The organism is Ruania halotolerans (genome assembly GCF_021049285.1).
In the GTDB taxonomy this organism is placed as follows: Bacteria; Actinomycetota; Actinomycetes; order Actinomycetales; family Beutenbergiaceae; genus Ruania; species Ruania halotolerans.
This window is the reverse complement of the sequence record NZ_CP088017.1, coordinates 2,267,133-2,289,274: the sequence shown is the minus strand read 5'-3', so window position 1 is coordinate 2,289,274 and position 22,142 is coordinate 2,267,133. Positions and strand designations below refer to the sequence as shown.

General features: G+C 66.8%; 22 protein-coding genes. 11 read left to right on the top strand and 11 right to left on the bottom strand.

Annotated features, from left to right (window positions below):
- Positions 1–24: 24 nt before the first annotated feature.
- Together lpdA and LQF10_RS10145 are read right to left on the bottom strand one after the other, a co-directional pair.
- Positions 25–1,443, bottom strand: a complete 1,419-nt coding sequence (gene lpdA, locus LQF10_RS10150) for a dihydrolipoyl dehydrogenase (RefSeq protein WP_435531388.1) — start codon at positions 1,441–1,443, stop codon at positions 25–27.
- A 94-nt stretch (positions 1,444–1,537) separates the two neighbouring features.
- Positions 1,538–3,025 carry a leucyl aminopeptidase gene (locus tag LQF10_RS10145; RefSeq protein WP_231063736.1) on the bottom strand — a complete coding sequence of 496 codons (1,488 nt, stop codon included), beginning with the start codon at positions 3,023–3,025 and terminating at the stop codon, positions 1,538–1,540.
- Between the two features lie 106 nt (positions 3,026–3,131).
- Between LQF10_RS10145 and LQF10_RS10140 the strand changes: the two genes are divergently transcribed.
- The 3 genes from LQF10_RS10140 to LQF10_RS10130 are packed head-to-tail and all read left to right on the top strand — an operon-like array spanning position 3,132 to position 4,988.
- Complete coding sequence (locus LQF10_RS10140) at positions 3,132–3,491, top strand: hypothetical protein (protein WP_231063735.1); 360 nt, start codon at positions 3,132–3,134, stop codon at positions 3,489–3,491.
- Positions 3,488–3,934 (top strand): hypothetical protein, encoded by a 447-nt coding sequence (locus tag LQF10_RS10135; RefSeq protein WP_231063734.1) that lies wholly within the window; start codon positions 3,488–3,490, stop codon positions 3,932–3,934. The genes LQF10_RS10140 and LQF10_RS10135 overlap by 4 nt, the downstream gene beginning before the upstream one ends.
- A gap of 28 nt (positions 3,935–3,962) precedes the next feature.
- Entirely contained in the window at positions 3,963–4,988 is a 1,026-nt protein-coding gene (locus tag LQF10_RS10130) for a quinone-dependent dihydroorotate dehydrogenase (RefSeq protein ID WP_231063733.1), read from the top strand.
- 34 nt (positions 4,989–5,022) lie between these two features.
- Here LQF10_RS10130 and LQF10_RS10125 read toward each other — a convergent pair whose 3' ends face one another.
- Together LQF10_RS10125 and LQF10_RS10120 are read right to left on the bottom strand one after the other, a co-directional pair.
- A complete protein-coding gene (locus LQF10_RS10125; RefSeq protein ID WP_231063732.1) occupies positions 5,023–6,036 on the bottom strand; it encodes an aldo/keto reductase family protein in 1,014 nt (337 codons plus the stop codon).
- A 38-nt stretch (positions 6,037–6,074) separates the two neighbouring features.
- Positions 6,075–6,662 carry a DUF3043 domain-containing protein gene (locus LQF10_RS10120; RefSeq protein WP_231063731.1) on the bottom strand — a complete coding sequence of 196 codons (588 nt, stop codon included), beginning with the start codon at positions 6,660–6,662 and terminating at the stop codon, positions 6,075–6,077.
- Positions 6,663–6,721: 59 nt separating this feature from the next.
- Between LQF10_RS10120 and LQF10_RS10115 the strand changes: the two genes are divergently transcribed.
- The 6 genes from LQF10_RS10115 (at position 6,722) to LQF10_RS10090 (ending at position 12,792) form a co-directional block, all read left to right on the top strand.
- A complete protein-coding gene (locus LQF10_RS10115; protein ID WP_231063730.1) occupies positions 6,722–7,918 on the top strand; it encodes a glycerate kinase in 1,197 nt (398 codons plus the stop codon).
- A 117-nt stretch (positions 7,919–8,035) separates the two neighbouring features.
- Entirely contained in the window at positions 8,036–8,395 is a 360-nt protein-coding gene (erpA, locus tag LQF10_RS10110; RefSeq protein ID WP_231063729.1) for an iron-sulfur cluster insertion protein ErpA, read from the top strand.
- Positions 8,396–8,497: 102 nt separating this feature from the next.
- Complete coding sequence (locus LQF10_RS10105; RefSeq protein WP_231063728.1) at positions 8,498–9,454, top strand: FKBP-type peptidyl-prolyl cis-trans isomerase; 957 nt, start codon at positions 8,498–8,500, stop codon at positions 9,452–9,454.
- Positions 9,455–9,659: 205 nt separating this feature from the next.
- Complete coding sequence (gene ctaC / locus LQF10_RS10100) at positions 9,660–10,550, top strand: aa3-type cytochrome oxidase subunit II (RefSeq protein ID WP_354002571.1); 891 nt, start codon at positions 9,660–9,662, stop codon at positions 10,548–10,550.
- On the top strand, positions 10,550–12,352 hold the full coding sequence (gene ctaD / locus LQF10_RS10095) for an aa3-type cytochrome oxidase subunit I (protein WP_231063727.1): 1,803 nt from the start codon (positions 10,550–10,552) through the stop codon (positions 12,350–12,352). The genes ctaC and ctaD overlap by 1 nt, the downstream gene beginning before the upstream one ends.
- Entirely contained in the window at positions 12,349–12,792 is a 444-nt protein-coding gene (locus tag LQF10_RS10090) for a cytochrome c oxidase subunit 4 (RefSeq protein ID WP_231063726.1), read from the top strand. The genes ctaD and LQF10_RS10090 overlap by 4 nt, the downstream gene beginning before the upstream one ends.
- A 339-nt stretch (positions 12,793–13,131) precedes the next feature.
- On the opposite strand, the gene LQF10_RS10085 is transcribed toward LQF10_RS10090, so the two are convergent.
- The 5 genes from LQF10_RS10085 to ctaE form a co-directional block, all read right to left on the bottom strand.
- Complete coding sequence (locus tag LQF10_RS10085) at positions 13,132–13,743, bottom strand: superoxide dismutase (RefSeq protein WP_231063725.1); 612 nt, start codon at positions 13,741–13,743, stop codon at positions 13,132–13,134.
- Positions 13,744–13,887: 144 nt separating this feature from the next.
- Entirely contained in the window at positions 13,888–15,570 is a 1,683-nt protein-coding gene (gene qcrB, locus LQF10_RS10080) for a cytochrome bc1 complex cytochrome b subunit (protein ID WP_231063724.1), read from the bottom strand.
- Positions 15,567–16,595 (bottom strand): cytochrome bc1 complex Rieske iron-sulfur subunit, encoded by a 1,029-nt coding sequence (gene qcrA / locus LQF10_RS10075; RefSeq protein ID WP_231063723.1) that lies wholly within the window; start codon positions 16,593–16,595, stop codon positions 15,567–15,569. Before qcrA ends, qcrB begins: the two co-directional genes overlap by 4 nt.
- Positions 16,592–17,371 (bottom strand): cytochrome bc1 complex diheme cytochrome c subunit, encoded by a 780-nt coding sequence (gene qcrC, locus LQF10_RS10070; protein ID WP_231063722.1) that lies wholly within the window; start codon positions 17,369–17,371, stop codon positions 16,592–16,594. Before qcrC ends, qcrA begins: the two co-directional genes overlap by 4 nt.
- Positions 17,372–17,423: 52 nt before the next feature.
- Entirely contained in the window at positions 17,424–18,068 is a 645-nt protein-coding gene (ctaE, locus tag LQF10_RS10065) for an aa3-type cytochrome oxidase subunit III (protein ID WP_231063721.1), read from the bottom strand.
- Positions 18,069–18,320: 252 nt separating this feature from the next.
- Between ctaE and LQF10_RS10060 the strand changes: the two genes are divergently transcribed.
- Both LQF10_RS10060 and trpD read left to right on the top strand, forming a co-directional pair.
- Complete coding sequence (locus LQF10_RS10060; RefSeq protein ID WP_231063720.1) at positions 18,321–18,746, top strand: response regulator; 426 nt, start codon at positions 18,321–18,323, stop codon at positions 18,744–18,746.
- Entirely contained in the window at positions 18,737–19,813 is a 1,077-nt protein-coding gene (gene trpD, locus LQF10_RS10055) for an anthranilate phosphoribosyltransferase (RefSeq protein WP_435531449.1), read from the top strand. The genes LQF10_RS10060 and trpD overlap by 10 nt, the downstream gene beginning before the upstream one ends.
- 70 nt (positions 19,814–19,883) lie before the next feature.
- Here trpD and LQF10_RS10050 read toward each other — a convergent pair whose 3' ends face one another.
- Positions 19,884–20,165: an Lrp/AsnC family transcriptional regulator gene (locus tag LQF10_RS10050; protein ID WP_231063718.1), complete on the bottom strand. Its 282-nt coding sequence runs from the start codon at positions 20,163–20,165 to the stop codon at positions 19,884–19,886.
- A 70-nt stretch (positions 20,166–20,235) separates the two neighbouring features.
- Complete coding sequence (locus LQF10_RS10045; protein WP_231063717.1) at positions 20,236–22,134, bottom strand: DEDD exonuclease domain-containing protein; 1,899 nt, start codon at positions 22,132–22,134, stop codon at positions 20,236–20,238.
- Positions 22,135–22,142: the final 8 nt, after the last annotated feature.

The following is a 22,142-nucleotide window of genomic DNA, read 5'->3' as shown; positions in this document are numbered from 1 at the left end:
CTTCAGTCTCCTTCTCGGGGGTCTTCAGGTGTGGGAGTGCAATGGCTGACCGGCCAGGGCCAGCGCGGCCTCGCCCAGTGCCTCATTCTGCGTCGGGTGTGCGTGGATGAAGGTGGCGATGTCTTGAGGGTAGGCCTCCCAGCCGACCCAGAGTTGTGCCTCCCCGATTTGCTCGCCGACTCGGGCACCAATGAGGTGAACACCGACGATCGGTCCTTCAGTCTGCCGCACGACTTTGACCAGGCCGGTCGTACCGAGGATCTGGCTCTTACCGTTGCCGGCGAGGGAGTATTCCACCACCTGCACGCCGTCGTCGCCGTACTGCTCGCGGGCGGCGGGTTCGGTGAGCCCGACGGAGGCGAGCTCTGGATCGCTGTAGGTGATCCGCGGGATCGTCTCCTCGACCACAGGGAGCGGGTCCCGGCCGGCGATTCGTTCAGCGACGGCGATTCCGTGCGCGAAACCGCGGTGCGCCAACTGCAGACCAGGAACCAGGTCGCCCACGGCATAAATCGCGCCGACCCCGGTGTGCAGGTGCTCGTCGGTGCGCACACCGGCGCTCGTGATCGTGAGGCCCTGCTCGGCGAGGCCGGCTTCGTCCGACACAGGTTCGCGGCCGACGGCGACGAGGAGAATGTCACCCTCCACAGCGGCGCCATCGGCCAGGACGACGCGAACGCCGTCGGCATCCTGGGTGGCCGAGGCCACCCGTGCGGAGGTGCGTACCTCGATACCGCGGCGGCGGAATGCCCGGGCGAGCCCGGACGAGAGCGCCGGGTCTTCAGCCGGGACTAGGCGGTCAAGGGCTTCGATGACGGTGACCTTTGCGCCGAGCGATCGCCACAGGCTCGCAAACTCGACCCCGATCACACCGCCACCGAGGACGACCGCATGGCGCGGAATGCCTCTGCGGTCGAGCGCTCCATCGGAGGTGAGGATGCGCCCACCGATCTCGATGTCCGCGATGCTGCGGCTGCGCGAACCGGTGGCAAGCACCACGTGCCGGCCGGTGACATTCTGTGTGCTGCCGTCCTGGGCGGTGACCTGCACAGTGTCGGAGGAGATGAGCCGACCGTCTCCGGCGAACACATCCACGGAGCTGGCCGAGACCAATCCCTCCAAGCCCTGATAGAGCCGGCCGACCACCTTCTGCTGATACCTGTGCAGGGCACCGGCGTCGACGCCCTCGAACGTGGCATGCAGGCCCAGGTCAGTGGCGTGCTGGATCTGATCGGCCACCTCCGCGGCGTGCAAGAGGGCCTTGGTGGGGATGCAGCCACGGTGCAGGCAGGTACCACCGAGCTTCTCACGTTCGATCAGCGCGACCTGAAGACCCAGCTGCGCGGCACGCAGTGCGGTGGCGTACCCACCGCTGCCCGCTCCGAGGACGACGACGTCCCACGGCTGACCGTCTCCGCTCACGTGCACCTCCTGGTCCGGCATGCGCCTGCGCCACCGGGCGCTTGGCGCACCACCATCTTGGCACTGACGGCGTGGCAGGCCCAACCGCAGCGGTCGTGCGCCACAGTGGCGTGCCTCACGTCTGGGCGGATCCGCTGAGCATCTCGACCAGGGTGCGCACACCGACGCCCGTGCCGCCCTTGGGCACGTAGTGGCGAGGGGCGCCGTCGTTGAAGGCGGGGCCGGCGATGTCCAGATGCGCCCACGGGGTCTCGCCGACGAACTCGCGCAGGAACAGCCCGGCAACCAACATGCCGCCGAAACGGTCGCCGATGTTGGCGATATCCGCCATCGGAGTATTCATCGAGGCGCGCAACTCATCGGGCAGCGGCATCGGCCAGAACTGCTCACCGGCACGACCAGCGGCGGCCACCACATCGGTACGAACGTCCTCGGACCCCATCACGGCGCTGACCTGGTTTCCGAGCGCGACCATCTGTGCACCGGTCAGGGTGGCGATGTCGATCACAGCGTCCGGTCCCTCCTCAGTCGCTGCCACCAGTGCATCGGCCATCACGAGCCGCCCCTCCGCATCGGTGTTGAGGACCTCGACCGTCTTCCCGCCTCGGATCGTGATTACGTCCGAGGGGCGCTGAGCGGAACCAGAGGGCATGTTCTCGGCCAGGGCGAGCCAACCCGTGACGGCGACCGGAAGGCCGAGGCGTGCAGCGGCGAGGACGGCGTGCAGCACTGCGGCGGCGCCGGCCATGTCGTTCTTCATGGTCTCCATCCCCTTCGCGGGCTTGAGGGAGAGACCGCCGGAGTCGAAGGTGATGCCCTTGCCGACGAGCGCGATGTGCCGGCGGGCGCGTGCCGGCCGGTAGCTGAGCTTGACCAGGCGAGGTCCGCGTGCGGACCCTTGTCCCACGCCGATCAGGCCGCCGAACCCGCCGGCGCGCAGCTCCGCCTCGTCCAGCACCGTGACCTTCACCGCGGTTCCCTTGGCGGCGGCCACGGCGCGGGCGGCAAAGGACTCCGGGAAGAGGAGATTGGGAGCGAGGTTGACGAGGTCCCGGGCACCATGCACGGCGTCGGCGATGGCCTCGGCACGTGCGAGTTCGCCCTTGGCATCCTTGGTTCGCACCCCTGGGGCGATCAGTTCGATCGCCTTCACCGGCTCCTTGGCCTTCTTGCCCTCGGCGAACCGGTAGTTGCCGAACAGGGCTCCCTCGGCCACGGCACGCAGGCTCTCGGCGTCTGCCACGGGAAGTGCGAGGGACACGTGCGCAGTACCGGCGAGGGCAGCGAGCGCGGCTCCCGCGGCCCGGCGCAACCGCTCGCGCGCCGTCTCGGGGTCCTCGACCGGGGCGCCCGTTCCGGTGAGCACCAGCAGGTCGGCCTTGAGTTCGCCACCGGCGGGCACCTTCGTGACCTCACCGACTTCCCCGGTGACCCCGAGCAGCGTGATCGCTCGTTCGATTCCCGCGCGGGCGCCCTTGCCGAGGGCGTCAGCACCCTCGATGCGTGGTGCGCCGCTCTCGCAGGCCACACCGATGACGAGCGCATCGGTGGCGAGGCGGGCAGGGTCCTTGGTGCTGATCTTCAGTTCCGTCACACCTTCCATCGTAGGCGAGGCCGTGTGCTCGGGGTGGTCCTACGGACGGGGTGGGGCGGGTTGCGCCGATGGGTGGGTCCAGCAGTTGCCGCTGGAAAGCGACTACTCTGCAGCAGTGCCCATTGTGATCCTCGTGCTCATCGCGGCTTCGCTCGTGCTGGCCGGATGGGCCGGATGGCGGGCGGCGCGGAACTCGCCGGTGATCCTGCGCCAGCTGATCGCTGCGGGAGCGATCGAGGCAGGAATCGTGATGCAGATGATCGTGGCCGCTGTGTGGATTGCCCGCGGGAACGAGGTGGACCCCGTGCTGTTCTGGGGGTATCTGGTCACAGCATTGCTGGTGTTCCCGGCCGCGGCAGTGGTCGCGGTGGTTGAGCGAACCAGGTGGAGCTCGGTGGTACTCGTCGCAGCGTGTGTGACGGTGGTGGTGATGCAGGTGCGGGTGCACCAGCTGTGGAGTGTGGGAATCGTATGAGCCGGGAATCAGTCGCGCAGTCGGAATCGGCTGAGGATTCGCGCCGGCCCGCCTACGGTGCGGGCCGAGTGCTGATCTTCGTCTACGGAGTTTTCGCGCTCTCCGCGACGGCGCGCGCGAGTGTCCAGTTGATCCGGGACGCCAGTGAGGCGCCGCTGGCGTATTCGCTCTCGGCGCTCGCCGCGCTGATCTACATCGCTGCGACGGTGGCGATGGCGCACAATGGGCGACGGATGCGCCGCATCGCCTGGATCACGGTCTCCACGGAGTTGCTCGGCGTGGGCGCAGTGGGCGCGCTCAGCCTGTGGCACCCCGAACTGTTCGGCGAGTCAACCGTCTGGTCGCAGTTCGGTGCCGGCTACGGGTACGTACCCGCGGTACTGCCGTTGCTGGGACTGTTCTGGATGTGGCGCTCCTCTCCGGCCAGGATCGCGCACACCTAAGACCTCGCTGTGCCAGTAGGCTGAAATCGTGGTCAACCCGTACAGCGCCTTCTTCTCTTCCGTCTTCACCCGGGTCGACCCCGAGGTTGCGCACCGGATCGCTACTCTGTTGATCCGGGTGGCCGGCGCAGTCGCGCCCATGCGCGAAGGGCTGCGCCGAACCATTGGCCGATCAGAGGGTTCCACGACGCGCCTGTTTGATCGTGAGATCCCGGGTCTGCTCGGCGTCGCTGCCGGTTTCGATAAGGACGCCACGATGGCGGCGGCGCTGGACGCGATGGGATTCGCCTTCGTCGAAGTCGGTACCGTCACGGCCCGTCCCCAGCCCGGGAATGCTCCGCCGCGGCTGTGGCGCTTGGTGCCCGAACGCGCGCTACGCAACCGGATGGGCTTCAACAACGCCGGTGCTGCCGCCGCGGCGACGCGCCTGCAGCAGTTGCGCCGCACCCCGCATGGCCGCCGGATGGTGATTGGCGCCAACATCGGCAAGTCGAAGGTCACGCCTGCAGCAGCAGCGGTGACGGACTACGTCATCAGCGCCCGGGCTGTCGCTGCGCACGTGGACTATCTGGTGGTCAACGTCTCTTCCCCGAACACTCCAGGTCTGCGTGATCTTCAGCAGACCGAGGCGCTGCGCCCAATCCTCGAAGCGGTCCGCGACGCTGCGCGAGCGGCCGCCGCGCGTGAGGTTCCCGTGCTGGTGAAGATTGCCCCCGACTTGGCTGATGCGGATGTCGATGCTGTGGCCCGGCTCGCCCGTGACCTGGATCTGGCCGGGGTGGTGGCCGTGAACACCACGATCGACCACGACCACGGGCCCGGTGGTCTGTCCGGCCCGCCGGTCCGCGAACGAGGAGTACAGGTCGTGCGCCGCGTGCGCGAGGTCCTCGGGCCTAAGCCAGTGATCCTCGGCGTCGGTGGAATCTCCACTGCAGCAGATGCGCGGGAATACCTAGCGGCCGGCGCCACGGCGGTCCAGGCGTATACGGCGTTCATCTACGGCGGCCCCGCCTGGCCCGGTCAGGTGAACAGGGCACTCACGAAGGTGCGGTAGGCGGCACCCTGTTCACCTGACGGCTGCTGGTTGATCAGCAGAGACGCTCCTTGGGGGAGACGTCATCGGTGACCCGCGGATCCCGCACGACGCTCTCGCCAAGGATCTGGTCGATCGTGGTCATGATCTCCGCCGGAATCTCCACCCCGGAGGCTGCGACGTTCTCGGCCACCTGCTCCGGTCGTGAGGCACCGATCAGTGCTGCCGCCACGTTCTCGTTCTGCAGCACCCACGCCACCGCGAGTTGCGCCATCGTCAGGTCGAGTTCCGCCGCGACTGGACGCAGATCCTGGACCCGCCGCAGTAGCTCTTCCTTGCCGAGCAGGCCACCGATCATCTTGGCCCCGCCTTGGGTATCGGCTGCGCGGGAGCCCTCCGGTGCCGGCTGGCCGGGCAGGTACTTGCCGGTCAGCACTCCCTGGGCCACGGGGGACCACACGATCTGAGAGATGCCGAGTTCGGCCGAGGTGGGCACAACCTCGTCCTCGATCACCCGCCACACCATCGAGTACTGCGGCTGAGAAGAGATCAGGCCGATGCCCAGCTCCCGCGCCAGCGCGTGCCCGGCACGTAGTTGTTCGGCAGTCCACTCGCTGACGCCGATGTAGTGCGCCTTACCGGAACGGACGACGTCAGCGAACGCCTGCATCGTCTCTTCCAGTGGAGTCGCGTAGTCGAATCGGTGTGCCTGGTAGAGGTCGACGTAGTCGGTACCCAGTCTGCGCAGTGAGCCATTGATGGACTCCATGATGTGCTTGCGCGACAGACCTGTGTCGTTCGGGCCCATGGGCCCGGTCGGGAAGTAGACCTTCGTGAAGATCTCCAGGCTCTCCCGGCGCTCACCGGCGAGGGCGGCACCGAGCACCTCTTCGGCCTTGGTGTTCGCGTACACGTCGGCCGTGTCGAAGGTGGTGATTCCGGCGTCCAGGGCCGCTCGCACGCACGCGGTCGCCGTGTCGTTCTCGACTTGAGAGCCGTGGGTGATCCAGTTGCCGTAGGTGATCTCGCTGATCTTGAGGCCTGAACGGCCAAGGTGACGAAAGCGCATATCGCGATCCTATCGTCGGTCACCGGCGCCGGTGCGGCTCAGCTGGGGAAGGAGCCCCTGGTGACCTGCGGTTTCGGTAGGCGAGTGCGGCGCAACTGGAACGCTCGCATCACCACGTACATGAGCACACCCCGGCCGACCCGGTCAGTGCCGAACTTGACCCGGGCCCGCTTGCGGAGCCGCACGGCCAGGATGATGGCGTCTGCCAACGCGATGAAGACCACAATGTAGAGCGAGTAGAACGCGATCAGCACCACGTCAGGCGGGATCGGCAGAAAGCTCGCGCTGAGCATGATGAGCACGATCAGTGCCGCGATCGGCAGGAACATCTCGCCGAGGTTCCATCGGGCGTCAACGAAATCGCGCAGATAGCGACGCACCGGGCCGCGGTGCTGGGCGGGCATGTGCTGATCGTCACCGGTGACCATTGCCTGGTTCATCCGCTCGCGTGCCTCGGCGTACTTCGCCCGTTGCTCGCGCCGGGCTGCGCGCCGATCTGTCGGCACCAAGGGTCGCTTGTTCCGCGCCTCGGCATCACGACGCCTGGGGGTCGGCCGACCCTTGCCGGCGGGCACGTCCTCCTCAGCGGCAGGTGCGGCGTCCTCGATCTTCTTCCGTCCGAACACGAGCGCCAGCCTAGTCGAGGCGGGGCTCGACTCGTGCCGCCGGCTGAGAGGATGGCGGCGTGCATGTGGTGATCAGTCCCGATCGGATCGGCCCGTTGGCTGCTGCGGATGTGGCGCGCGCGCTCGCCCAGTCCTGGCGTGAGCACGGGCATCGCGTGGTCGAACGACCGATGAGCGATGGCGGTGCCGGGATGGTCGAGGCGATCCGAGCGGCTCGGGGCGGCGACTTGCTCCCCGTTCCTGTGTCGCCTGCGGGCTCGGCTCCGGATGGTGAGCTCGTGCCGGTCGAGTTGCTGCACGTCCGGGGACGAGGTGGCGGCACGGCATACGTCGATGGAGCATTCGTGCTTGGGGCGGGAGCGGGAGCAGATGGGCCAGGCCGGCTGCTGCGGACCGGCACCACCGCACCAGTGGCGGACCTGCTGCTCGCCGCACTCGCGACCGGGGCCTCCCGGGTGGTCCTTGGCCTCGGACAGGTCGCCGTGCACGACGGCGGACGTGGTCTGCTCGAACGTCTCACGCAGCGCTGGGGTCTGGCCGCAGATGTGTCGTCGCCGCCGTTGGCGGCGTTGCGAGACCGACTCGCCGGCGTGCAGGTGGATCTGGCCTCCGCGACGGACCTACCGCTGCTCGGGCTGACCGGGGCCGGCGCGGCGCTCGCTCATCTGCCGGGGATCACCCCGGCGGCTGCGCAGGACGCGGAGCGGACGGTGGGGGAGTACTGCGCCGCGCTCGTCCGCTCGGGCGCGGCCGATACGACTCCGTCTGCCGAGCCGGATCGGACTCCCGGGCTCGGTGTGCTCACCCCGCAGTACCGTGCGCCACGGGCAGAGATCCGGCCCTCTCGCGACTATGGCACTGGCGCCGGTGGTGGCGCGGCCTACGCGCTTGCCCTGCTGGGAGCTCGGATCCTGCCGGGTGCGGACGTGGTCGCGGCGGAGATCGGTCTTACCGACATCGTGGCCACGGCCGATTTGGTGGTCACCGGAACCACGACGCTCGATGGCAGCGCCATGCACGAGTCGGTGGTGGCCACGGTCGGACGGGCAGCCATGGCCGTCGGGCTGCCCGTGGTGGCCCTCGGTGCCCAGGTGCAGACGAGCCGGCGCGACGGCGCGCGGATCGGTGTGAGTGCGACCTATCCGGTGGTGGACGCGCCGATCGCAAGTCCGCATCGTGGCCCAGCGTCGGAGGCGGACCCGTGGACGGCCATGGTGAGACGAGGAGAGCGAATCCGCCGGACCTGGGCGCAGTGACGTATCCTGGCAGGGCCGGATCGCGCCCAAGGGCGTGCCGGGAACAGGAGCGGGCTCGGTGACGTTGCCCCTCTAGCAGGCCGGCCCGACCGGCGCGCACGACCTTCGGAGAGACAGATGACGCAGACCACAACTACCACCGAAGCGCTTGAGCACGAGGTGGCCCTGACCGATGTGGCCGCTACCAAGGTGAAGGCGCTCCTCGAACAGGAGGGCCGGGACGACCTGCGGCTGCGCGTCGCCGTGCAGCCCGGCGGTTGCTCCGGGCTGATCTACCAGCTCTACTTCGACGAGCGGTACCTTGATGGCGACGCCGTGAGGGACTTTGAGGGCGTCCAGGTGATTGTCGACAAGATGAGCGTGCCCTACCTCGCGGGAGCCACCATCGACTTCGCGGACACCATCGAGAAGCAGGGCTTCACCATCGACAACCCCAACGCGGGCGGCTCGTGTGCTTGTGGTGACTCCTTCCACTGATCCACCTTCAGTACTGACCTCTGCACCGACGGCCGCGCTGCTCCGCTGCGAGTAGCGCGGCCGTCGTGGTGCGACAGCCCCGAACAACGAGACGAGCCAGACGTGACCGTGCGCCCCTTGCGCCCCCTTGCCCTTCTCCTGGCCGGCGCCTTGGTGCTCACTGGGTGCGCCGGCGGCGGAGCCTCTCCTGCCGAACCGACTGGCGAACCGACTGACGAGCAGAGCGCCCCGCCCGAGAATGGGGAGGTCACGGGAGCTGAGGCGTCCGGGGCCTTCGGCGAGGCGCCCGAGTTCACGTTCTCCAGCGAGACCCCGCCCGAAGGGCTCCAGGTGGAGGTGCTCTCCGAAGGAGACGGCGCCGTGGTGGAACCGGACGCGTACGTCCTGGCGCACTACGCCGGCATCGTCTGGGGAGCAGAGGAGACCTTCGACGACTCCTACAGCCGCGAGGCTCCGTCGATGTTCCCGCTCAGCGGTGTGGTGCAGGGATGGACCGAGGGGATCCCGGAGCACGCGATCGGATCGCGGCTGCTGATGAGCATCCCTGCCGACCTCGGATATGGCCCACAGGGCGGAAACCCGAATGCCGGGATCGGGCCGGATGACACCATCGTCTTCGTCGTGGACCTGGTCGGCGCCTACGACGCCGAGCAGACGGGTCAAGCGGACGCCACGGAGGTGACACCGGCCGAGGAGCTTGCGGTGACCGTCAACGGCGCACTCGGCGAACCGGCCAGTATCGCGGTCCCCGAGGGCGCTACGGAACCGGGGGAGGTCGCCACGATCGTGCTCGCTGAGGGCTCCGGAGAGGCGGTGGCTGCCGGAGACACGGTCGTGGTCGGATTCGCAGGCACCACCTGGGACGGAGCCTCGGCCGGGAGCAGTTGGACGGTCGACGGCACGCCTGGAAGCGGACCGTTCTCGAATGTCGTCGGCCGCGGGTCGATCGTCGACGCGGTGGTTGACGTTCCGGTCGGATCGCGCGTGCTGGTGCTCGCACCGGCCGGTGACGGGGCTCCTGCGTCCGCCTACGTCGTCGACGTGCTCGGCGCTGCCTGAGGCAGCGCGAGAGTTCTGACACCGCGTCAGGTAGTCTGCTGCGCGGCCGTGCGTCGTGCTCTGCGGACCCCCTGTTTGGCGATAGGGTGGGCACCGAATGAGCAGACGCCGGAATGAGCGCTGGGTCAGTGCCCGTCGTGGGCAGTGAGCACGCGCCCGGACCAGTCGGTTCACCAGGATAGTGACGTCGGAAGGCTTGAGGATCGTGCCATCGCCCTCTCCCCGGACCACGAGGCGCCGCGCGGTCGGCCTCGGGGCGCTCGGGCTCGTTTCCGCTCTCGCGCTGGGCGGATGTTCCGCCGAGCAGGTCTCGCGAGGGTGGCTACCCGGAACGCCAGGGATCACCGAGCACAGTGACGACGTCGTCGCCCTGTGGAACGGTTCGTGGATCGCTGCGCTCGTGGTGGGGGTGATCACCTGGGGGCTGATCATCTGGTGCGTGATCGTGTACCGCAAGCGCAAGGGTGACGAGCGGCTGCCGATCCAGTTGCGCTATCACCTGCCGCTCGAGCTGCTGTACACCTTCGTGCCGTTGGTCATGGTGGGGGTGCTCTTCTACTACACCGCCACACTGCAGGAAGAGATCGTCAACCCCGAAACCGAGCCCGATCTGCACGTCGAGGTGTACGGGCGTCAATGGACGTGGGACTTCGTCTACACCGACTCCGGCGTCTGGGACACGGGGGTGCCGGCTCAGCTGGACGGCACGATGGCACCGGCCGACGATCTGCCGACGTTGTACCTCCCGGTGGGGGAGACGGTGGAGTTCACGCTGCGCAGCCGCGACGTGGCGCACTCGTTCTGGATCCCGCAGTTCCTCTACAAGTTGGACACGATCCCCGGGGTGGTGAACACGTTCCAGCTCACCCCTGGCGAGGAAGGCCGCTACCTCGGCAAGTGCGCCGAACTGTGCGGTGAGTACCACGGGAACATGCTTTTCAATGTGGAGGTGGTCTCGGCGCAGGAGTACGAGGCACACATGGATGAGCTGCGCGAGGCCGGGCAGACCGGCGACCTGGGTACCGAGTATGACCGGCAGAATGCCGCCGACGTGGCCAGTTCCACGAGCGGCGAGGATGAGGGAGCTGACCACTGATGGCCGTCCAGGACGATCAGCGCACTGAATCCGGCGGCGAGTTCGAGCCGTCCGCGAACGCCGTCCCTGGCTTGCGGAAGGACCGTCAGAGCCTCGGCAAGACAGTCGTGTCCTGGGTGACCTCGACCGACCACAAGACCATCGGGTATCTGTACCTGATCACCTCCTTCGTCTTCTTCTGCATCGGGGGCCTGCTCGCGCTCGTGATCCGCGCGGAACTGTTCGAGCCGGGGATCCAGGTGGTGGCCAGCGGTGAGCAGTACAACCAGATGTTCACCATGCACGGCACGATCATGCTGCTGCTGTTCGCCACCCCGCTGTTCGTCGGATTCGGCAACGTCCTCGTTCCGCTGCAGATCGGCGCGCCGGACGTGGCGTTCCCGCGGCTGAACATGTTTGCCTACTGGCTGTTCCTGTTCGGCGGCATCATCGCGTGTGCCGGTTTCCTCACCCCCCGGGGTGCGGCGAGCTTTGGCTGGTTCGCCTATACGCCGCTGTCCAATGCCACCTATACCGCCGGTCTGGGCGGCGATCTGTGGGTGATGGGACTGGCGATGACGGGCTTCGGCACCATCTTCGGTTCGGTCAACTTCATCACCACCATCCTGTGCATGCGGATGCCGGGAATGACGATGTTCCGGATGCCGATCTTCACCTGGAACATCCTGCTGACCTCGATCCTTGCCCTGATGGCATTCCCGATCCTGGCCGCGGCGCTGTTCGGTCTCGGCGCCGATCGAGTACTCGGCTCCCAGATCTTCGCCGCGGAAAACGGCGGAGCGATGCTGTGGCAACACCTGTTCTGGTTCTTCGGCCACCCTGAGGTCTACATCATCGCGTTGCCCTTCTTCGGCATCGTCTCCGAGATCATTCCGGTGTTCTCCCGCAAGCCGATCTTCGGGTACGTCGGTCTGGTGTTCGCCACGATCGCGATTGCTGGTCTGTCGGTCACGGTCTGGGCGCACCACATGTACTCCACAGGTCAAGTGCTCTTGCCGTTCTTCTCCGTGATGACGATGCTCATCGCGGTGCCCACCGGGGTGAAGTTCTTCAACTGGATCGGCACGATGTGGAGAGGAAAGCTCACCTTCGAATCGCCGATGCTCTGGTGCATCGGCTTCCTGGTGACGTTCCTTTTCGGTGGGCTGACCGGCATCATCCTGTCCGTCCCGCCGCTGGACTTCCACGTGACCGACACCTACTTCGTCGTCGCGCACTTCCACTACGTGGTGTTCGGCACGGTCGTGTTCGCGATGTTCGCCGGCTTCTACTTCTGGTGGCCGAAGTTCACCGGGACGATGCTCGACGACAAGCTCGGGAAGGTGCACTTCTGGCTGCTCTTCTTCGGCTTCCACGGCACGTTCCTCATCCAGCACTGGCTGGGTGTGATGGGGATGCAGCGCCGAGTGCCGGACTACCTGCCGGAGGACGACTTCGTCTGGATGAACCAGCTCTCCACGATCGCCGCCGTCGTGCTCGCACTGTCGACGCTGCCGTTCCTGTGGAACGTCTACAAGACGTGGCGTACAGGAGCCCAGGTACACGTCGACGACCCCTGGGGCCACGGCAACTCGCTGGAATGGGCCACGTCCTGCCCGCCGCCACGGCACAACTTCGTGACCCTCCCGCGGATCCGGTCCGAGCGACCGGCATTCGATCTGCACCATCCCGAGGTGTCCGCGCTCGACCACACGCAGCCGGAGCCCGACCTTCTCGACAAGGTCTATGGCGAAGCGGAGCGGAGCGGAGAACCCGAGGTCGCAGCCGAGCGGACGCAGCGTGAGAGCGGAGAAGGACGATGAGCAAGAAGGCACACGGACCGCGTACCGAGCCGCATAAGCCGATCCGCACTGAGGCGGTCTTCTTCCTCGGCCTGCTCGGATTCTTCGTCCCGATGTTCGTGATCTACGGTCTGTGGTCCGGCTGGGAGCCGGTCGGCTCCACGGCCCTGGCCCTGGTGGTCGGACTGTGGTCACTGGTGGGCTTCTATCTGTTCCTGCTCAGCCGTCGGATCGATCCGAGGCCTGAGGATGACCCGATGGCCGATGTGGACAGCGCTGCGGGCGAGTACGGCACGTTCTCGCCGTGGAGCTGGTGGCCGCTGGTGCTGGGCATCGCCGTCTCGTTCGTCTTCCTCGGCGTGGCAGTGGGGTGGTGGCTGGTGGGAATCGGAGTCGTCATCGCCTTCATCGGCCTCGTCGGACACGTCTTGGAGTTCAGCCGCGGGCATCACGCGCACTGACCCGATGACCGGCTCCAGTCGACGCACTGACCCGATGACCGGCTCCAGTCGATGCCCTGGGACGGGTGGCCTCCCGGTATCGGGCGTCCACACGGACGGCGCGGTCCTCGAGTGGAGTGAGAGCCCGCCACCACGAGCCTGAAAGGGCCTCACCACACGAGCCTGAAAGGGCCTCACCACGAGTGTGGTGAGGCCCTTTCAGCAGTGTCTGAACCTGTTGAGCAGTGTCAGGATCTGTCGAGAAGTGTCAGAGCCTGCCGGGGAGCCTCTGGGCTCGGGACTCATGCGTCCAGGTATCGACCTGGTGTGCCCACGGCATCATGCCCAGAGAGGCAGGAATCAGACCGTGGACTGCGCGCGAGCCTTCTCCAGGCGCGCGGCGACGTCCTGCCAGTTCGCGATGTTCCAGAACGCCTTGATGTACTCCGCCTTGACGTTGAGGTAGTCCAGGTAGAACGCGTGCTCCCACATGTCCAGCATCAGCAGCGGTGTGATGGATACCGGCACATTGGACTGCTGGTCGAACAACTGGAAGATCGCCAGCCGCTCACCCAGGCTGTCCCAGCCGAGTACGGACCATCCGGACCCCTGGATGCCCGCGGCGTTGTCCGCGAAGTGCTTCTGGAAGGCTGCGAAGGAGCCGAAGAACTCGGTGATTGCTGCCGCCAGCTCGCCATCAGGCTCACCCCCGCCATCCGGAGAGAGGTTGTTCCAGAAGATGGTGTGGTTGATGTGCCCGCCGAGGTTGAACGCGAGGTTCTTCTCGAGCAGGTTCACCGAGCTGAGGTCACCGGACTCGCGGGCTGCAGCGAGCTTCTCCAGGGCAGTGTTGGCCCCGGCCACATACGTCGCGTGGTGCTTGTCGTGATGCAGCTCCATGATCTTGCCGGAGATGTGCGGCTCGAGTGCCGAATAGTCGTAGGGCAGGTCAGGAAGCGTGTACTGGGCCATCGGGTTTCCTCCCGTGTTGACGTGGCGTTCCGTAGTCGGCGACGGCGGACCGCCGCCTGACCGTTCCGGCATCGAAGTCGATGCCGGAACGGACATCGTGTGCCCTGATCGTTCCAGGCCATCTCACCGTAACCCGGATCTGCGTCAGCGCGCCTCGAGCGTCTCGCGTGCTGGATCGGACTCGACCTGATCGTGGTCGCCGTGGGAATGCGACGCCGCGAGTTCGGCCGGAGTGACAGGCTCCACGCGGTCCTCGTAGAAGAACCGGGAGATGCGCTGACGCAAGCGATCCTTGCGGTATCCGGTGCGGCGCACCCCGGAGGAGTCTTCCTCGGCGTCGATCTCCAGGGGACGGCGAGGCTCGTGGGAGACCAGCACCCATCGCTCGTAGTCGTCCAGCTCACGGTGGACCTCGATGTACTCGCCGGAGGCGAATCGCACCACGCGACCGGTCTCGTGGCCGTGGAGAGCGACCTCGCGGTCCTTGCGCTGCAGCCCGAGGCAGATTCGTTTGGTCACCAGGAAACTGATCACTGGGAGTACGAAGATCAGCACTCTGAAGGCCCACGTGATCGCATTCAGGGACAGATCGAAGTGGGTGGCGATGATGTCGTTCGACCCCGCCGCCACGAGCACGAAGAACACACTCAGGATGGCCACGCCGCTGGCGGTACGCACCGGGGCGTTCCGAGGCCGGTCGAGTACATGGTGCTCGCCGGTGTCCTTGGTGGCGAAGCTCTCGATGAACGGGAAGAGCGCAAGGATCCCGAACAGCAGGCCCGGCACGACGACACCGGGGACCAGGACGTTCAACGACAGCGTGTAGCCGGCGATCACGTACTCGGTTTGACCGGGCATCAGGCGCAAGGCGCCCTCGAGGAACAGCATGTACCAGTCCGGTTGGGCACCCGCCCCGACGATTGATGGGTCGTACGGGCCGTAGACCCAGACGTTGTTGATGCTCATCAATGCGCCCATCAAGGAGAGCACGCCGAAAACGATGAAGAAGAAGCCACCGGCCTTCGCCATGTACACAGGGAAGAGCGGGTAGCCCACCACATTCCGATCTGTGCGACCAGGGCCGGGGAACTGGGTGTGCTTGTGCCAGACCACGAGAAAGAGGTGCAGGGCGATCAGCGCGAGGATCAGCGCGGGAACCAGCAGGATGTGCGCGGTGAACAGTCTCGGAATGATGTCCGTGCCCGGGAACTCGCCACCGAAGAGCATGTAGCTTCCGTAGCTGCCGATGATCGGGATGGCCCGGAGCACACCATCGGCGATCCGCAGGCCGTTACCGGAGAGCACATCGTCGGGGAGTGAGTAGCCGGTGAATCCCGCGGCAAGACCAAGGATCAGGAGCGTGAAGCCGACGAGCCAGTTGAGTTCGCGCGGCTTCCGGAACGCTCCAGTGAAGAACACCCGCATCATGTGCACCGTCATGGCACCCACGAACATGAGCGCGGCCCAGTGGTGGATCTGCCGCATCAGCAGCCCGCCGGGCACGTGGTGGGACATCCAGACCGTGGAGGCGAACGCCTCGGACATCTCCAACCCCTGCATGGTCACGGGCAGAGCGTCTTCCGGGTAGTGCACCTCGGTCATGCTCGGCACGAAGAACATCGTGAGGAAGATGCCGCTGAGGATCAGCACCACGAAACTGAACAGGGCGATCTCGCCAAGCAGGAAAGACCAGTGATCCGGGAAGATCTTCCGGGCGAACTCCTTGACCATCTTCGAGGCACCCACGCGGGTGTCCAGGTAGTCGGCTCCGCCGGCGATGGCAGGGGAGGCCTGCGATTGGCGGGGTACCTCGGTACGGGTGCTCATCGCTCACGCTCCCAGTAGCTCGGGCCGACGGGTTCGTTGAAGTCGTGCTGGGCGTACAGGTAACCCTCGTCGTCAACGGCGATCGGCAACTGTGGCAGCGGCCGCTTCGCGGGACCGAAGACCACCTTGGCCTGATCGGTGATGTCGAACGTGGACTGGTGGCACGGGCAGAGCACGTGGTGGGTCTGCTGTTCGTAGAGTGCTACGGGGCACCCGACGTGCGTGCACACCTTGGAGTAGGCGACGATGCCGTCGTAGGACCACTCCTTGCGGTCCTCGGGTTCCTTGAGGATGGAAGGGTCCACACGCATGAGGATGACGACGGCCTTCGCCTTCTCCTCGAGGTAGTGCTCCTCCTCTGGCAAGCCCCACGGCATGATGTGGAACATGCTGCCTCGCGTGATCTCCGAGGCTTTCAGACGCCGATTGGTCGGGTCGGTGGCCAGGTAGCGAGGGCCACCGTCCGGGGCACCCGCCCATGCCGTGTGCCGGAACTTGGAGACGTTCCAGTCGGCACCCAGGTTTCCGACCAGCGGGACGAGGAAGCTGAGTGGCGCGAGAGCGAGTGCGCCACCGAGCGCGCCCTTGAGGAGTGGACGGCGAGCGATCCCGGAGTCTGCGGCGCCCTCGCGCAACATCTCCACTGCCCGCTCTCGGGTCGCGTCATCCCCGCGCTGGGCGTGCCGCTCCTCGACCTTCTCGTGGTCGTTCATCAGCGTCTTCGCCCAGTGCACGGCGGCGACTCCGATGCCGAGCATGCCGAGCCCGAGGCCGAGGCCGAGCACGAGCGTGTTCATGCGCAGGTTGCTGGCGTCCGTGGCCGAGACGGGGTACACCGCATACCCGACGATCGCCCCGATGGTGGCCAGGATGGAAATGGTGAACAGCACCGCGACTTGCCGTTCGGACCGCTTGGCGGCCTTGGCGTCCTCGTCACCGAGGCGAGGACGGTGCGGGGCGATGCCCGGATTCTCGAACTGCGTGCCCTCCGGTGCGGACAGTTCCTTGTTCGGCTGGGTACTCATGACGACCGCGCTCCGATCCAGACGGCTGCACCGATGAGCACACCAATGCCCACGACGAAGACCCACAGTCCCTCAGAGACGGGACCGATGGACCCGAGGCTGAGCCCGCCCGGGTTCGGTTCCCGTTGCTCATACAGGTAGGCGATGATGTCGCGCTTCTCTTCAGAAGTGAGATTGACGTCATTGAACACAGGCATCGACTGCGGGCCTGTGAGCATCGCCTCATAGATCTCGGTCGGTGTGGAGTCGTAGAGCGCGGGAGCGTGCTTACCGTCGGTGAGCGCACCGCCTGCGCCGACGGCGTTGTGGCACATGGCGCAGTTGGTGCGGAACAGTTGACCACCGACGGCGGCGTCACCCAATGCGGGGTCGACCTGTTCCTCGGACGGGATAGTCGGGCCAGGGCCGAGTGAGGCGATATAGGCCGCTACCTGCCGTGCCTGCTCCTCTGTCAGCTGTGGCGGCTTGGCCATTGCCTGCGGAGAGTTCGCATCCATCGGCATCCGACCGGTGACGATCTGGAAGTGCACGGACGCGGCTCCCACGCCGATCAACGACGGGGCCGTGTCCATCCCTTCGGCGTCGAGACCGTGGCAGGTGGAGCAGTTCGTGATGAACAACCGCTCGCCCTCGGCGACGTCGTCTGCGGTGGCGGTATCCGCCTGTGCGGAGCTGGGGGCGAACGCGGCGTACAGGGCACCGGTGAACAGCAAAGCCAGTGTCATCAGGACCACGGGTGCCAGCCGGTGTCGTCGACCTGCCGCTAGAGCCTTCACTTCTACGAGTCCTCGAATCAGATGGGGGTCGGGTGTGCGGGCGGGGTCCCTGCTAGAGCATCGGTAGCAGGTAGATGACGCCGAACAGGACGATCCAGACGGCGTCGACGAAGTGCCAGTAGTAGGAGACCACCAAGGCGGTCGTCGCCTCGTGCTCTCCGAACCGGTGGGCGGCGAAGGACCGCAGCAGGACGAAAAGGAAGGCGATCAGTCCGCCAACCACGTGTAGTCCGTGGAAGCCGGTGGCGAGGTAGAACACCGAACCGTAGGTCGAGTTCGAGATCGTGAGTCCGTGCTCCACCAGTTCGGCGTATTCGTAGACCTGACCGGCCACGAAGATCGACCCCATCACGAAGGTCAGGATGTACCACTCCTGCATCCCCCACTTGGTGAGCTGCAGCAGCGAGCCGCTGCGCGTCGGCTGGAACCGTTCTGCGGCCCATACGCCGAGCTGGCAGGTGACTGAACTCAGCACCAGGATCAGGGTGTTGACTCCGGAGAACGTGATGTTGAGGAAGTCATATCCCTGTCCCCAGACCTCCGGTCCGGCGACCGAGCGGTGGGTGAAGTACATCGCGAACAACCCGGCGAAGAACATCAGCTCCGAGGAGAGCCAGACGATCGTGCCCACCTGCGTGAGGTTGGGCCGGTTCACCGCCAGGTGGGGCGTAACTGGGTGGGTGGTTGCAGACGACACGGTGTCATTATGGCGGTTCTGAGACCGTGGTGGGCACCGCAAGTGGCCTGGATCGGGCTTTCCGGCGCGATCGCGCCTGAAATGTGATCTGTCGGCGCGTCGCACCCCGCAACGACGTGACGCGCGAGGACGTTTCGTCGTGACGTCACGGATCCGGGAGGCGCTGCGGATGCACACGCCTCGGCCCAGCGGCGACTAGCATCGGTGGGGACCACGACGGTGCGGGCCGATGCGTGCCCAGGAAGGACCACCATGACTGCGGTACAGCACGATGACGCGGCAGTTCCTGAGACCGAGGACACGGTATCGGTGCTCTTGTACAGCGACGACGCGACCACACGAGGCCAGGTTCTCACTGGCGTCGGGCGCCGCGCCTCGGCCCACACCCCCAGGATTCTCTGGCAGGAGGCGGCAACGCCCGCGGCTGTCGTGGACTACGTGGAGAACGGTGACTATGACCTGGTGATCCTTGACGGTGAGTCGGCGAAGTTCGGCGGGATGGGGCTCTGCCGGAGCCTCAAGACCGAGATCTACCAGTGTCCGCCAGTGCTGCTGTTGATCGCCCGTGCCCAGGACGCCTGGCTTGCCTCGTGGTCGCAAGCGGACGCCGTCGTGTCGATGCCGCTCGACCCCCTCGTATTGCAGGAGACCATCGCTGACATGTTCGCATCGCAGTGAACGCGGACACCCCGCTTGACGCCTACAGCTGGCCCGAGTTGATCACCCGATTGGTGGCCGGTGAGGATCTGGGGACAGCCGAGACGACCTGGGTGATGGATCAGGTGATGGCGGGGAACAGTCATCCGATCGCTCTCGGCGGCTTCCTGGTGGCGCTGCGAGCCAAAGGCGAGACGGTCCCAGAGATCAGCGGTCTGGCGGACTCAATGCGCCGGCACGCGCTAGCCGCGGACATCGACGCCGACGCGGTTGACATCGTCGGAACTGGGGGGGACCGGCACCGTAGTGTGAACATCTCGACCATGGCCGCCCTGGTGGTGGCTGGCGCCGGGGTGAGCGTGGTCAAGCACGGCAATCGCGCGGCCTCCTCCGCGAGCGGTTCGGCGGACGTTCTGGAAGCGCTTGGCGTCCGTCTGGACCTGAGCCCGGCCGAGGCAGCTCGAGTCGCTCGAGAGGCCGGCATCACTTTCTTGTTTGCCCAGGTGTATCACCCGAGCTTCCGGCACGCGGCGACGACCCGGCGCGAGCTCGGCGTGGCGACAGCCTTCAACATCCTCGGGCCACTGACGAACCCGGCGCGACCACGCGCAGGAGCGATCGGGGTCGGGGATGCCCGCATGGCACCGATCGTCGCCGGTGTGTTCGCGGCGCGGGGAACCTCAACGGTGGTCTTCCGCAGTGAGGATGGCTTGGACGAACTCTCGACGACGGCACCTGCGCGCGTGTGGGAGGTCACCGCAGCCAGCGGTTGGACCGTCCGGGAACACGAACTCGATGCCACGAGGTTCGGTATGTCGCGCGCCACGCTGGACGACTTGCGTGGCGGTGCGCCAGAGCAGAACGCCCAGGTCGCGCGAGACGTTCTCGCTGGAGCAGCAGGGCCGGTGCGCGAGACCGTACTGCTGAACGCGGCGGCCGGGCTGGTGGCCCATGGCAGTGTTCCTGGAACCGCCGAGGGCAGCCTGACCGATCGGTTCGCCGCAGGAATCGACGCCGCCGCTCATGCGGTGGACAGCGGAGCAGCGGCTGCCGTGCTTGAGCGATGGGTCGCGGCGACCCGAGCCTGAGGTGCGTGGCGCGGTAATGGTGGGTCCCTGCTGGCGCTTGCGATCAGCGGCGCCTGCGCCCGGCGGGTTCTCAGTCGTCGAGTCCCAGCGCGAACGCCGCCTCCAGGTCATGGCGGGAGTATGCCTGGAATGCGATGTAGGTACGGGTACTGAGCACCCCGGGGACTTTGCTGATCCGATCGGCGATCACGTCGGCGAGCTGTTCGTGGGCCGTGACCCGAACAAGTGCGATCACATCCACATCGCCGGTGGTGGAGTAGGCCTCGCTCACCCCGGGCAACTCGGCTACCTGGCTGGCAACCTCGGGTATTCTCGCGGCTTCGGCGTCGATCAGGACGATGGCAGTCTGCATCAGTGTTCCTCCAGTAGCGGCGGCGATGACGGTGCCGGTCCCGGTGCACCGACCGGCAGCACGTCCACCATCATGCCGCGCCCGAGTCGCTGGTGCTGCGCCCGGGTGGGACGGCCGCAGTGGGCAGCGAAAGATCTGCTGGTGTGCCGAGCGCACGATTCTCCGTCTCGCGCACCTGCCGTTCCGCCAGGCGTGGCAGGTGCGCGGTGGCACCGCGGAGGGGAACGGACCAGCCGCCATCGGAGTCGGCGAAAGTGGCCTCCACCAGGCGCGTACCGGGCGTCTCGAGCCACCGCAGCACCAACTCGGTCTCCTCCGCGGTGGCCGCACCGCCGAGCGCCGCGGCGGCAGGGACCTGCTCGCCACTGTCGGCCAGTGCGGCGACGACGGCCATCACCGGAGCACCGGGTCTGGACACTGTGGTTCCGGCCAGCCGGCCGTGGCGGATCAGAACCAGCTCCCAGCCGCCGTCGGCATGTCGACGCGCGGCGATGACCTGTGGTGCACGGTGGAGTGGGCTGTGCCGCTCGGTACGAGAAGCGGCACGCAGGTACGCCACGAGCTGATCACGGCGGACGGCTGCCTCCTCGTAGCGTTGCTGTGCAGCCAGTCTCGCGATGGCCACGCGTGCCGTAGCGACCACTGCTGAGGCGTCGCCGGACAGGGCTCGTTGCGCGGCCAGGACTCGGCCGGAGTACTGCGGAGCCTCGTGCACGCAGGGGGCGAGGCACTTGCCCATTTCGGCGAGCACACAGGCCGAGGCCGAGCCTGTGGGTGTGCGAGCGAGCCGGGTGGTGCACGTGCGCAGTCCGGTGGCCGCTACCAGGGCCGAGACAGCCAGCTCGGCCTGAGCTCGGGAGGTGAACGGACCGATCGCTTGCCCGGCGTGCTCAGGAGGGACAGTGCGCACCACCGAGAGTCGCGGATGGGCTTCGTCGGTCAGGCGGACCCATGGTTGCTTCTCCGGTGACCGGGAACGGCGGTTGTACGGCGGATGGTGCTCGGCGATGCCGCGCAGTTCCCGCACGGAGGCCTCGAGGGCAGTGGCACACGGGATGGGTCGTACCGACGTGGCCAGATCGACCATCTCGGCGATTCGTGCCCGCTTCTCGGCCGCCGTGAAGTAGCTGCGGACTCGCCGGCGCAGGTTCACCGCAGTGCCGATATAGAGCACTTCCCCGCCTGGTCCGAGGAAGTGGTAGACGCCGGGTCCGGTCGGGAGGTCGTCGGCAAGCGTGGCCTTGCGTCGTCGTCGGGCGGGTACGGGGTCTGCGGCAGTGGCGAGGTCCTCGACGTGGGTGACGCCGAGAGCGGTCATTCGCCCGAGTAGTGCGTGCAACACATCAACGGTGGCGCGTGCGTCGGTCAGGGCGCGGTGGTCCGGTGCTGTCGGCGAGCCGAACAACGGTGCGAGAGTGGACAGCTTGTGGTTCGGCGCCTCGTCGCGCGTCACCACTCGGCGGGCGAGGGCGACGGTGTCCACCACCTGCGGGCGTGGCCAGACGAGATCCATTCGGGCGCTGGCCGCGCGCAGGAACCCGACGTCGAAGCGTGCATTGTGTGCCACCAGGATGGCACCTCGGGCGAACTCCAGGAAGGCCGGAAGTACTTCGTTGATCGGGGGAGCGGTCATCACCATGGCATTCGTGATGCCCGTGAGCACCGTAATCGTCGGGGGGATCCCGATCCCGGGGTTCACCAGGGTCTGGAACTCACCGAGAACCTCACCACCACGGACCTTGACCGCGCCAATCTCGGTGATCGCACTCTCCCGCGGAGATCCGCCGGTTGTCTCAAGGTCCACCACCACGAACGTCGCGTCGATCAACGCTGTGCCGAGCTCGTCCAGCCCGAGCTGGAGCGGCGTGCCGGGATGCTCCCGAGCACCCGGCGAGCCTGGCTGGGCGGGATCGTCCGCGCGCGGCAGACGGCGCCCCGGTCGGGGCGGGTGCAGGAGATTCTCGGCCATCTCTGCGC